Genomic DNA, 13428 nt, shown 5'->3' with positions numbered 1-13428 from the left:
TCCTATTCTTGAGTTAGAATTGCTTCACTCGGTGTGTCATCACCAGAGGCCACAGAAGGAATATCCTGATTATCTAGTAAGCTAGACTTTATACGCTCATGTATCTTGGAAAGGGCGCACACTTGATGCTAAGTTTGTCCAAGCACTCTTGCGAGTACCTGTTAGTTAGCTTTGCTAGGTTATCTTTGACTTGAGCTTGGAGTCCCTCTACTCGCTCAAGATTTGAACTGATATCCTGAGAAGTGCATAGAGATCTTCACGGGTTGTGGCATTTTGCATCCAATCTTATAGAGCTCAGTCCTATAGCTGGCCTGAGTTGCACTCAAGAAGAAACCATAAACTTATATCCCACTCTAGGTAGAACGACTATGTTGCCCAGCGATTCACTAGGCATGCCTAGCTTTCTGCGAATATGGCTTATATGAGTTTTAAGCAGGGATTCATCTCCCTCATCGTATCCCCAAGCATACTCAACCAGTCTAGAAGAAGGCACCACTCTACCAGCATTTGCAACAAGTATATAGAGCAGCTTGAATTCTGTAGGAGTCAAGTGTATTTCCCTATCATCCAGAAGAACCTCATGTGTATCTCTATCAAGGGATAGTGGTCCGGATACCAACTTACCTGAAAAGTCAACGCTAGAAGCACTTGAATTGCGCTTGGCAACAGCTCGTATCCGCATAGCCAATTGTCTATGACTGAAAGGCTTAGTCACGTAATCGTCTGCGCCTATATGGAACCCTTGAACTATATGGTCCTCATCGTTTAGCGCAGTTAGTAATATCACAGGTGTATTGGATTGCTCCCTGATACGCTTGCAGACTTCAAAACCGTTCATCTTGGGCATGTTCGCATCGAGAACCACGACATCGGGATGATCCATTTGCCATCTACGTAGAGCTTGCAATCCATCACTTGCTGCTATTACATTGAAACCCTCCCTTCTTAACGCATAGGCTGTGACATCAAGCATATCCAAATCATCGTCAGCTACTAAGACCTTCACTTTGTCCCCTCCATGATTCCTAGATACTTGCAAAAAGTCTGCTACAGGACTTAGGATTCTTATCCAGGGCTAGCGGGATACGAAACCAGAACGTTGTTCCTACCCCTCTGGAGCTCTGTACCCCCACAACCCCTCCATGCATCTCTACTATCGCTTTCACGATGGAAAGCCCTAACCCTTGCCCCTTAGAATAAGACTCTCTGCCAACGCTACCTCTGAAAAATGATTCGAACACCTTATCTAACTCTGAAGAATCCATACCTGGTCCGTGATCTCGGACCCTTGTTTCGACAAAGCCATCTCTCTCCAAAACTTCGACTTCTATCTGATCGCCATCAAGAGAATAGTTAATTGCGTTACTAAGCAGGTTGATCAGCACATGTTTAATCCTGACTTTATCCGCCCAAGCCGGAGACAATTCATCGGGGGCAAGCAGTAGGATCCTTTTATGTTTCTGGTTAGATATCGGCTCCAAAATCTGAATTGCTTCATGAACACATTCAACTATAGATACGGGCTCTAGCTTCAATACCAATCTTCTATCCACAATGGAGGTCCAAGTTTCAATATCCTCGACCATAGTCTTAAGCCAGTTGACGCTGCTTTTTAGATGGGTTATTAGCCCCTTACATTCGTTGCTTTCTTGCGACTCATCAAGCAGTTCTGCAATCAAGCTGATAGTAGAAAGAGGCACCTTCAACTCATGAGAAAATCTAGCCATGGCCTGTAAATCCTTATTCTTTAGAGGGTTGAAGGAGTTAGAAGTACTGCAGGTTGACCCAATTAGGACATTACTCATCTGAAGCCCCTTTCTATTAGCATCGTGCTTGTTGCAACAATGAGCATACTGCAAGGGGCCAAGAACTTCATCACCTAAAAAGGTAATTTTCAAGTAACTAAAATTGTGAATTTTTGGTTTAAGGAGACTCTAATTGATAGACAATATTGTCGAGGATATCCAGAAAGTCATCTAAGGTTATATCCTCATAATAGGATTGAACCTTCCCATTGAGGTAAAGAATAGAGCTCTTCCCGTTATAGTAAAGGGTTATCCAAAAGGTAGGTATGTCTGTGCACTTGAGGGATAAGCTCTCTAGCGGGAGGTTAGATATCACTAGGATCTTCTTGCCAAAATCACAACATCGATTTGGTAAATTTTCAGGTTCGATACACACAACTTCAAGCTTGGGCCGAAGCCTGTATATCGCACCTGATATGGCTTCTCTATAGACTCTAGGACTGTTAGCAACCACTACGACGGGCTTCTCAATGGTTTCCATGATATCACCTGTGAAAAATAGCTCATATCTTACCCGTTGTAAGTCAGAATAAATAAAGATTAGTATGATTGAGTATTATTGAAGTAGATGCTTTGGTTTAACCTCCGTGTAGGTTCGATTTTTTTACGATATTTTTATACGGAAGGAGTAAAGCAAGATTTATAAGCTTATAGCTCCATGCCTGAGTGCAAAGAGTACAGCCTGTAGTCTAGAATTAGTGTCTAGCTTACGTAGGATGTTATTAGCGTGCTTGTGAGCTGTATCTACAGTTATGTTGAATCTTGCGGCTATCTCCTTATCGCTTAGACCCTCTGCTATTGCTTGTAATATCTCCCTCTCCCTATCAGTGAGTTGTCCTATCTTATCTCTGGCGTTTGCATCCTCTATCCTGGCTCTGCCAGCTAGAAGTAAAAGCTCAGCTATTTCCTGAGGGCTATGAATTGAACCACCAGCTGATATGCATCTAATAGCTTGAATTATGTCTTGTACTCTGGACAGCTTTAACATTACCCCATCAGCACCGGCATCTATAGCCCGAGCTAAATCTAGCTTGTTCATACTGCCGGTCAACACTAATACATGGCAAGCAGGATTCGATGACTTTATCTCCCTTACAAAATCTACGCCGTTACCATCCGGTAATCCTAAATCCAGCAGTACAAAGTTGACACTTTGTATATACTTCCTAGCCTCTTCTATGCTACCGGCCTGGGAAATAACGCTAATATCCTCCTCTATGCTGCAAATTAGAGCCAAAGCCTCTCTAAATGCTGTGTGATCGTCTACAAGCAAAAGCCTGATCATGTTACCACCCGTTCCAGGTAGAAAGAAAAAATAGAACCTTTGCCAAGTTGAGAAGACACTTCCAGATCTGAACCATGCAGCTGGATTATGCGCCTAGAAACATATAGTCCTAGACCGAGGCCCGGCAATTTCTTGCCTAGAAGATCCCTACCACGTCCGAATTTGCGAAAAATCTTGTCCATATCGTCAGGATGTATACCAGGGCCTTGGTCTACAACTTCCAATTTAGCCTTATCCTCTAATATGTTAGTTCTAATCAATATAGGGCTGTTTCTGTGAGAATACTTAGCGGCATTGCTAAGCAAATTCCTCATTACCTGACCTATTCTTTCTCGATCAGCAAGAACTAACACATCTGTATCGCCAACTACTTCTATAGGATGATATTCCGATAACAAAGATTGAGCATAAATATAAGCATCCATGACTATTTCCTTCAGGCTAACCGGCGATAACGAAACCTCAAAATCGCTCTTCTCATATTCTGAAGCATTGTATACATCGCCGGCTAGGCTAGCAAGCACATCTACCTCCCGCTTTATGACATTCAACAGATTCTTATGGCGCATGTTAGAGTTAGCTTGTTCTATGACATCTAGTACAGCCCTGATCGCTGCAATTGGAGAGTTAAGCTCATGGGCGATCATAGCGCTGAAATCAGCCCTCATTTGAGCTAGCTCTCGTAGCCTTCTAGTTTGCTCCTGCTCAATAAGCAACAACCTCTCTTGCTGCTCCTCCATACGCTTTCGATCAGTAATATCCGTATCCACATGCAGCACGCTTGCAGGTAGGCCATCCTCATCTCGCTGTAAAGCCTTGTGGCTCAAGATAGTCAGGTGCTTACCATCACGAGTATTGACGCGCAACTCCCCATCCCAAAAACCTACATTCTTCAGGCTACTATATATACTGGCATCTACGGACTTATCCGTATTTATCAAAGAACTAAGAAGCTTGCCCTTTGCTTCCCCCTTGGTCCAGCCGTACATTTTCTCCGCACCATGGTTCCAATAGATAACAATGCCAGTGTCAAACTCAGTAGCTACTACAGCCACGGGAGCCATATCCAGCATTTGGGCCTGTCTTCTCAGCAATGAGGACTGAACCTTTACAAGCTTCTCTATCTTTGTCCTGCGAGTTACATCTCTTAGAATGCATACAAATACGGGAGATTCATCAAGACCGCTGACTCTGGATAAACTGAGTTCAAGATGCAGGTCCGCACCATCCCTGCTGCTCCCCATAAGCGTCATATCATATGCTACGGGCTCCTCATCATTGGATAGGGGAAGCCATTCTTCGGTAAACCCCGGAACAAGCACCTCTAACCGCTTACCTGTTATCTCCTCAGCCTTGTATCCAAATATAGCCTCAACGGCTGGATTACAAGATAGTATGCGTGTATCAGCCGACAGGGTGATGATACCGTCGAGCGCCGACTCAAAAATCATTCGATATTTTTCTTCGCTCTGTCTGAGCGCCTCCTCAAATCTCTTACGGCTAAGAAGAGCACCTAAATACGAGGCAGTCAAGCACGCCAAATCAATGCTCTGTGCAGTCATTTCAGGTTTAAGACTGAAAAAGTGGAGAACAACTATAGGCTCATTCTTATAGTAGATAGGTATAGCTATTTCGGCTCCCAACCCTACTCCAGAGCTAGATCCATGCTGAACATTATGTTCAACTAATACCCTTCTTTCCCTAATAGCTTGGGAGGCTAAAGATTCCCAAAAGCCTCCTTCCTTGCTTAGTGTAAGCTCCGCTGATGATCCTCGATGCCATGAAGAAATCAAATATAAGCTATTTCCTTGAGGCCCCCATGCAAGCCCGAGATCCCATTCAAGAGCGGTGCACATCAGCCTCAGCACCTGCATCAAAGCCATATCCCAACTATCTACTTCGGCTACAGTGAGAGTAATAGCACTCAACAAACGTAGATCCTGTCCGACCCTGCGCCTGTCCTTAGTCTTGCTAAATCGAAGGATGTACCCAGCGGGGAGGTTATCACCATGTGACTTTTCAATCCCATATATCACTGGATACATCAAACCATCCTTGGTGGAGAAGATCTCAAACCTTGGATCAACTATGGTCAAAAGCCTCAAGTTACGCTCAAAATCGCACTCAGAGGCAAAGGAGTATCTGTGCCAAGAATGGACTACCTCGTGCACAGTCCTCCCCACGACCTCCGAGTTATCCATAGCAAGCATCTTCAGAGCAGCATCATTAGCACAAACGACCTTGCAGTCAGCATCGAACAGTAGATACCCTTCTTCCATAGCATATTCACCCACAAGATAAGCTAAGCAAAGACAATTTGTAATAGACAATAACTAAAGGTTGTTAGATTTTCGTTAGAAGGGCTGAGAAACATAGAGGCAATTTGACCCTATCTCAACCATTTACCGCGGTTACAAACAGTTTCTACACCACAACAGCCTACAATAAGATCCATAAGCCGATGCAGGAGATTTACTACCATGTCGAATATCACGATAGTTGGGTGTGGTTATGTTGGACTAGTGACTGGTGCGGTCCTTTCTAAGCTAGGCAACAATGTTATTGGAGTAGATATAGATTCAGAAAGAATAGCCAAGCTGAACGCTGGCATATGCCCCATATATGAACCGGGACTCGTTGAGCTTATAAACGAGCAAAGCAGGAATGGCAAACTGAGGTTTACAACCAAGTACGAAGAAGCTATTCCTGACTCAAGATTTGTTTTTATTTGTGTCAACACTCCTCCATCACCTCATGGCGGTGCCGATATGCGGTTCGTGCGCAATGCGGCCAGGGAGATAGGGAGAAACCTATCAGTACAACATAAGACAATAGTAATTAACAAAAGTACTATGCCTCCAGGCTCAGGCGATATGGTAGAAGCCATACTCTCTGAAGAGGCACAGCCAGAAGCAGAATTCGCTGTGGTAGCTAATCCAGAATTCCTGCGTGAAGGCAGCGCATTACATGATATGCTGAATCCTGACAGAATAGTCCTGGGATCAAAAGATCAGGAAGCAGCAGAGGCGGTAGCATCCTTATATTCATCTTTTACATGCCCCATATTACTCACCAACATACGCACTGCGGAGATGATCAAATACGCAGCAAACGCTTTCTTAGCCATGAAGATCTCTTTCATCAATGAGATGGCACAGATATGCGAAGCAATAGGAGCCGACGTAAGGCAAGTATCAACTGGCATCGGCTTGGATAAACGCATAGGTACATACTTCCTGCAAGCTGGTATAGGATTCGGAGGATCGTGCTTCCCCAAAGATGCGCAGGCTTTGGAATACGTAGCGTCAATATCAGACTGCTACCCCAGAATCCTCAAAGCGGTTCTAGAAGTTAATAGAGAGTCAAGGCGCAAATTCGTTACTAAGATAGACAAAGTTGTAGGAGGACTCTACGGCAAAACAGTAGGCGTATGGGGCTTAGCCTTCAAGGCTAACACAGACGATATTAGAGAGGCACCAGCGCTAGATATAATCCCTGAACTACTATCTAGGGGAGCGAACGTCAAAGTCTACGACCCGGCTGCGATGGAGAACGCCAGGCGTATTCTCCCTGAACGCGTCTCATTTTGCGAGAATGCATATGCAGCTGCAGAAAACGCCCATGTATTAGCAATCGTCACCGACTGGGAACAGTTTAGGAGCATAGATCTGATAAAGGTGAAGAAATTAATGACTACTTCCAAGATAGTAGATGGGCGCAACATCTTTGATCCAGAACTAGTACGAGGATTAGGATTTGAATACGTAGGTATAGGTATACCTTGCTGCCCAAGCGAGTCTGAACGTTACCTGCCGCAGGCAAGCGTACCTATTTGGCATTAGAAGTAGTAATTATGAATTTGCCTCCCAAACTGCTAGCATACATTAGCATAGAGTGAAGCAGAATTAGGAGGCGCTTATTGGGGCAGAAACTCAACGTCAGAAATAATAACGCATTGATTTTAGGCATAGTAATAGGTGCGATAGTACTCGGTATAGCGATCGTTGCTTTCCTTGTGCTAACAAGCTCCTCCACCAACAAAGACTTAGGAAGCTATGTCCCCCAAGAACAAAGGATACCTAATGAAGGTAGAAGTCATGTAGCCACGGGGACCAAGGTGAATTATAAACACAACCCACCGGCCTCTGGACCTCATTGGCCTTCACCTGCTAACTGGGGAATATATAAAGAGCAAGTGCCAACCGAGGCCTGGGTACATAACTTAGAGCACGGTGGTATTGTAGTACTCTATAACTGTCGACAGAACTGTAGAGAAGTTCAAAACCAACTAGAAGATCTATACAACTCCATACCCCCGGATCCAGTATTTAGCGAAAAAAAGATACTAATAACCCCGTATCCTTCACTACAAACCAGCTTTGCCGCTCTAGCTTGGGACTACTATCTACCAATGGAATCGCTTGACAATCAGCTAGTACTCCGATTCTATAGGGAGCATATTAACAAAGGACCCGAACTTGTACCGTAGCTGTTATAGCGAAAACACTATGTCGTATCATCTCTAACTACAGCAGCCGTATTCAGTATGTATACATGAGTATGTATACATGCTATAAGCCATGAAGAAACAGAGAAAAGTAACTTAGGGCATAAACTGCTTATGAAATACGAACACAAATGCATACAACTAGAAAAAGAAGGCTAAGAATAGCTTCCTGTCTCGTCTCGAACCGAGTTATAGCTGGCCTTGAGCACCCCACATGATTCCCGCCTAACTAGATAACAAGGCACTTTATGTATACCTGGCTCAGGGGTAGGACCTAATATCGCAGAGACGATCATCTCTCCAGCCATGCGGCCCATCTCGTACAGCGGTAGAGCTACAGTAGTTAGGGGTGGCACGTGATGCGCGGCGAAAGGTCTGTTATCAAACCCTACCACTGGTATATCATCCGGTACTCTGATATCTAGTTCACACAGAGCTCTTATAGCTCCCGCAGCCAAACTATCACTGCAGCAGAACAAGGCATCAGGAGGATTATCCATGCTCATCAAGTCTTTAGCCATCATGTAGCCAGCATCTTCATACCATTTGCCTGAACGTACTAAGCTAGGATCATAGCTAATGCCTGCATTTTCAATAGCAGACTTATAACCTTCTAGCCTATGATGGGTAGCCTCGTAATGATAAGGGCCATTTATTAGGCCTATACGCTTTCGACCCAGAGATATAAGATGATTCGTGCCTATCTCGGCCCCACCAAAGTCATCAGGAACAATGCAAGGGACATTGATATCCCGAGTATACTGGTAGAGGTACACAACAGGGATTGATCCTAGATCGAGTGCAGGAGCACCTCTTTCCCTGACCTTGTAGCCACTGAGTAATATGACTCCATCTACCTGCTTGTCAAGCAGAAGCTGCAGATGGGCTCTTTCTTTATCAGCATTTCCATAGCTATTGCAAAGGAAAACACTAAATCCTCGGGAGCTGGTAACATCCTCAACACCTCTCATCATAGAGGTAGTGAAGACGCCTTCTAGATCATCTGTAATCAGCCCTATAGTTAGAGTACGTCTAGACTTTAAGCTACGCGCTATGCTGTTAGGCCTGAAGTCCAACTTGGCAACCGCACTCATTACCCTCTGCCTGGACTCCTGACTGACATGGGGAGCATCATTTAGAACCTTGGAAACTGTAGCTGGTGACACTCCAGCCAGCTTAGCTACATCGCGTATCGTGATCCTTTGGGGTCTCTTCTGCAATGTGTTGTTCTTATTGCTCATATGCAAGACCTACTAAATTTCAATAAATATTGAGATTGAATTATAGTATCTTTTACATTATTTGTTGCTATTCGCTATCATAGTTTATCATATTATGAATCGTTTTATAAAAAATCAGATATTATTACAAATCCTAAGATAATCACTTATATAGAACGATTTAGGAAATGAACTCATGTATGTGAACAACCTTAGCTACAACCCAAGGGATCCCCTATTCCCTCTGCCAGACAACGCCGATATCAGGTGGGGGATCCAAGTATTTACCACTCGCAACCTTTATGCCCTCGCACCAGATAGGATCAGGCTGCATAAAGCACCAAACTCAACAAGGATTGAGTGTCATGAACTTAGTTGGGCTGGTCAACAACAAAGATCCAAAGGCAGTGTAAACGCTAGTGTTTGTCTGCAGGACGGCGCATACTCATGGTCAATAGAGGTATGGCACCAAGAACCAGTAAAAGCCGTGAAACTATTGCTGCATAACCTTCCAGAAGAAGCTCTGAAGGCTGGTTTTTGGCATCCAACATCGCCACCAGGCGAAGCGCAGAAGTCTTCAACAGATATGCCTATTCGATGGAGATACCCGTGGCCAGAGTGGCTAACACCCTGGGCATGTGTCGGAGAATATAGCAAAGCAATTTGTATCAGCGTTAGGGATTCTGAAGTCCGAGCCAAGCGTTTCTACGTACACAGACCTCCATACCTAGACTATCCAGAGGTTGAAGTGATATGCGAGGAAGACGCGCGTAGATGGGATAGCTACTTTTCTACGCCAGAAATAAGGATGAGAATCGCTAACGGTTTCGATGAAATCACGGAAGATTTCGAGTCGCATCTGAGTTTCTTGGAAGAAGCGTATGGTCTACAGAGGTGGGAGATCAGACAAGATGTACCTAAATGGATGCACGATATTAAGCTAGTGGTCAACCTTCATGGTCAGCATTGGACCGGATACGTATTCAACACTTTCCCAAAGATGGCAAAAGCGCTGGAGGAGATAACTAAGCACATCCCTGGGGAAAGCGTTCTGTGCTACATTCCCGGCTGGGAAGGACGGTATTATTTCCAGTATCCTTATTATTCTCCTGGGGAGGACCTAGGCGGTGAAAGGGAGTTCGCAAGGCTCGTCTCTAAGGCTCATCAGCTGGGAGTGAAAATAATGCCCATGTTTGGAGCCAACGGTGCCAACGCACAACTTTATGAGCGTTGGCAAGAGGCCGCTTTCCTCAACAGGACCGGCCGTGTAGTAAGACTGATAAATGCTCCTGATTGGGATACAGATCGATTCGGTGAGGACGATCAAGTATTCCTCAATCCTGGAGAGCCAATGTTCCGAGAACACCTTTTGCAACAAATATCCCAGACAGTAGAAAAATTTGAAGTGGACGGAGTATTTCTGGACACCTCAGGATGCTGGTTCAACGATCCAAGGTACAACCTTTACGAAGGATATAAGCAATTAGTTGAGTCCCTGAGAGCACGATTTCCCAACTTATTGGTAGCTGGAGAGGGTTGGTACGATGCGTTACTAGCTCTGTTCCCAGTGAACCAAAGTTGGCTGGGAATACACAGAGGTTATAGATTTCATGAACTACTTACAAGATACTCGAGGGCTCTGGGGCACTTAGCGCAGGGCGCGCCAGGCACAGGCAGTACTGGCGTACACGAGGGAGGTTTCTACCCTTCTGTATATAAGCAACCAGCTTTCGGTCATATACCTTGCCTAACTATAGCCGATGACACTCTAGAGAAGTACTCCGGACTGGTAGCCCAGATATGTAAGGCGGCCCTAGGGATGGCTCCATGGCCTGACGAATAGAAATAATTATGGAAGGGGAACCTCATGGATAAGATAAGTAAGGTCGTAGTTGATACCTCCAATAGCCAGCACGCCAAGCTCCGACCTGTACCAATAGATAGCACGAAACTTCAACAGGGCTTTTGGCAAGAAAAACTAAAGGTCACCAAGACAGTTACTATCACAACGCAATATGAGCAGATAGAAGCCACCGGAAGATTGGATAACTTTAGAAGGGTAGCTGGCAAAAAGGATGTGCCGTTCCAGGGCAGATATTACAATGATTCGGACGTATACAAGTGGATGGAAGCGGTAAGTTGGTCCCTGGCATACGACTATGATCCCGACCTGGACTCATTGCTGGATCGAGTAATAGAAGATGTAGCAGGAGCCCAATGGGCAGATGGTTATATAAACACCTACTTTTCGCTAGAGCGCGCAGATCAGAGATGGACAAACTTCGACTTGCATGAGATGTATTGCGGAGGGCACCTCATACAAGCAGCAGTGGCTCACTACCGCGCTACAGGAAAGACAACCTTATTAGACGTTGCTCTCAGGTTTGCTGACCATCTTTGTGATACTTTCGGGCCTTCATCTAAGCATGGAAGAGATGGTACCGATGGGCACCCTGAAATCGAGATGGCGCTCGTTGAGCTTTATAGAACCACTGGAAACAATCGTTACCTAGAGCAGGCCAAATATTTCGTGGATGTACGCGGTCACGGAATATTGGGTAGCGCTTATGGTCATATGGGATCAGAGTATCATCAAGACCACAAACCTTTCAGGGAGATGAGGGAGATAGTTGGACATGCAGTTCGAGCTCTTTATCTTAACTGCGGATCTACCGACATAGAATTGGAGCAGCATGATGAAGGGATTAGGCAATCGCTGCATGCTTTATGGAAAGACATGACCACCCGCAAAATGTACGTGACAGGGGGATTAGGCTCCCGTTACGAAGGTGAATCCTTCGGATCACCATATGAGCTACCTAATGCTAGAGCGTACTGTGAAACCTGCGCAGCTATTGCAAGCATCATGTGGAACTGGAGACTACTGCTACTTGAAGGGGACCCCAAATATGCTGATCTAATAGAACATACCCTATACAATGCAGTGTTGCCAAGTATAGCTCAAAGTGGAGATAAATACTTCTACGAGAACCCATTGGCAGATTACTATGCTCTACACACTAGATCTGAATGGTTCGAATGTGCTTGTTGTCCTCCCAATATAGCTAGACTTATAGCTTCGTTACCAGGTTACTTGTACTCGACAGCCAATAAGGCAGTTTGGATACACCAATACGTACCAAGCATTAACCGTGTGCAGATTGAAGGTGAAGACGAACTAGAATTTGCCGTGGAAACAAACTACCCTTGGGAGGATGAAATCAGAATAAAGATACTAACTAATATGCACTGTACTTTGAATCTGAGGATACCCTCATGGAGCCAGAGTTCAGAGATAACTTTGCCCAATAATGAGCACCTACAAGCAGCTGGAGGAAATTACTTTACTATAGAAAGGCATTGGAATGCAGGAGATTTGCTCACACTCAGGTTGGACCTCTCCCCCCAAAGGATGTATGCACATCCATATGTGGATGAGGATGTCCAGAAGGTAGTTTTTACGAGAGGTCCAATAGTGTTCTGTTTTGAAGACGTCGACAACAAGGGCTTAGACCCCCGAGATGTGTTGATACCAGAAAATGCTCAGGTCGCAGATTTCCCTCACAGTTATTTTCAAGGTGTTAGAGCCCTACATATTCAGAGTATGCAGAGACACCTGATACAGCCTCAGACGCTCTACTCTAGAGAGATTTATAAGTATGACGTTGTTCCACAAGAGTGCGTATTAATTCCCTACTTCCTGTGGAACAATAGAGGAAAGAGCCGAATGTCTGTCTGGCTAAATAGAATCTAGTATACGGTTATAACTATTTCATATAGAAATCCATATTAAAGACTTCTTGGAGTGAAGTAGACTCCTAAAGCTGCTAAGATACTAATCCAACGAACTCGTTGTCAGTTTCGGCTACGGCGTTGTATCTTGCGGCGTAGGCTGCTACTTGAGCTCGATTTTTGAGGTGTAGTTTGCTCAGTATATTCCTGAAGTGAAATTTTACGGTATGCTCAGTCACTCCAAGTTTTTCAGCCAGATCGCGCGTTGAGCTGACACCGTGCACTAGTAATGACAATATCTCCCTTTCTCGAGACGTCAGTAAGGCAAAAGGTTCGTTCTTAGAAGAATACCTGGTTGTTAATTCACTAACCAGCTTACGGGCTAGATCAGGTGTAAAGGTGATCTCTCCATGTATTACTCTTCTTAGAACATATATGAACCTAGCATAGTCGACCTCTTTAGTAATATACCCCCTAGCTCCTACTCTCAGGGCATCGAAAACAAGCAGTATATCCTTATCCTCAGCCAATACCACTATCCTAACTTCCGGAGCTTTTGAGCTAATGCTCTCTATAATAGATGTAGATCTCAACCTAGCTTCGGATACATCCATCAAGAGTAGATCAGGCCTAACAGCAATTACCCGCTCAACCAGCATATTTATGTCATCTAGCTCTTCAACAACATCAAAATCTTCCATCATGAGCATATTTCTCAAGCATTGCCGAAAAAGTGTATGAGTATCAAAGAGCATAACCTTAGTACGTGACATTTCTCCTCCCAAAGCGGTAGCAATGTGTAATCGCACACCTCTTAGAACATGAGATATCCAAGGCCAAAAATAGTTTGATTCAACAAGAAATCTTTTACCATGAATT

Annotated in this window: 11 protein-coding genes; 4 read left to right on the top strand and 7 right to left on the bottom strand. The window is 44.5% G+C overall.

Going from position 1 to position 13428, the window contains the following annotated elements:
* Nucleotides 1–322: 322 nt before the first annotated feature.
* From TTER_RS05765 to TTER_RS05745, 5 genes are all read right to left on the bottom strand, one after another.
* Nucleotides 323–1006, bottom strand: coding sequence for a response regulator transcription factor (locus tag TTER_RS05765; protein ID WP_012875085.1), 684 nt, complete (start codon nt 1004–1006; stop codon nt 323–325).
* Between the two features lie 19 nt (nt 1007–1025).
* Entirely contained in the window at nt 1026–1805 is a 780-nt protein-coding gene (locus TTER_RS05760) for a sensor histidine kinase (RefSeq protein WP_041424379.1), read from the bottom strand.
* 118 nt (nt 1806–1923) lie between these two features.
* Nucleotides 1924–2286 carry a hypothetical protein gene (locus TTER_RS05755; RefSeq protein WP_012875083.1) on the bottom strand — a complete coding sequence of 121 codons (363 nt, stop codon included), beginning with the start codon at nt 2284–2286 and terminating at the stop codon, nt 1924–1926.
* A 159-nt stretch (nt 2287–2445) separates the two neighbouring features.
* The gene (locus TTER_RS05750) at nt 2446–3090 is read right to left on the bottom strand and encodes a response regulator (RefSeq protein ID WP_012875082.1); all 645 of its coding nucleotides are present in this window, start codon (nt 3088–3090) and stop codon (nt 2446–2448) included.
* Nucleotides 3087–5369, bottom strand: coding sequence for a PAS domain S-box protein (locus TTER_RS05745; protein WP_012875081.1), 2283 nt, complete (start codon nt 5367–5369; stop codon nt 3087–3089). Before TTER_RS05745 ends, TTER_RS05750 begins: the two co-directional genes overlap by 4 nt.
* Before the next feature lie 201 nt (nt 5370–5570).
* Here TTER_RS05745 and TTER_RS05740 point away from each other — a divergent pair, with 201 nt between their 5' ends.
* Nucleotides 5571–6932, top strand: a complete 1362-nt coding sequence (locus TTER_RS05740; RefSeq protein WP_012875080.1) for a UDP-glucose dehydrogenase family protein — start codon at nt 5571–5573, stop codon at nt 6930–6932.
* A gap of 77 nt (nt 6933–7009) precedes the next feature.
* On the top strand, nt 7010–7579 hold the full coding sequence (locus tag TTER_RS14670; RefSeq protein WP_012875079.1) for a DUF3105 domain-containing protein: 570 nt from the start codon (nt 7010–7012) through the stop codon (nt 7577–7579).
* 173 nt (nt 7580–7752) lie between these two features.
* Here the strand turns inward: TTER_RS14670 and TTER_RS05730 are convergent, their stop codons facing one another.
* On the bottom strand, nt 7753–8838 hold the full coding sequence (locus TTER_RS05730) for a LacI family DNA-binding transcriptional regulator (RefSeq protein ID WP_012875078.1): 1086 nt from the start codon (nt 8836–8838) through the stop codon (nt 7753–7755).
* Between the two features lie 175 nt (nt 8839–9013).
* Between TTER_RS05730 and TTER_RS05725 the strand changes: the two genes are divergently transcribed.
* Complete coding sequence (locus TTER_RS05725; RefSeq protein ID WP_012875077.1) at nt 9014–10660, top strand: alpha-amylase family protein; 1647 nt, start codon at nt 9014–9016, stop codon at nt 10658–10660.
* Between the two features lie 24 nt (nt 10661–10684).
* Entirely contained in the window at nt 10685–12571 is a 1887-nt protein-coding gene (locus tag TTER_RS05720) for a glycoside hydrolase family 127 protein (RefSeq protein WP_012875076.1), read from the top strand.
* 73 nt (nt 12572–12644) lie between these two features.
* Here TTER_RS05720 and TTER_RS05715 read toward each other — a convergent pair whose 3' ends face one another.
* Nucleotides 12645–13322 (bottom strand): LuxR C-terminal-related transcriptional regulator, encoded by a 678-nt coding sequence (locus tag TTER_RS05715; RefSeq protein WP_012875075.1) that lies wholly within the window; start codon nt 13320–13322, stop codon nt 12645–12647.
* Nucleotides 13323–13428 lie beyond the last annotated feature (106 nt).

The sequence above is a fragment of the Thermobaculum terrenum ATCC BAA-798 genome (genome assembly GCF_000025005.1).
GTDB lineage: Bacteria > Chloroflexota > Chloroflexia > Thermobaculales > Thermobaculaceae > Thermobaculum > Thermobaculum terrenum.
The sequence above is the reverse complement of the archived record's forward strand: the minus strand, read 5'-3'. Positions and strand labels throughout refer to the sequence as shown.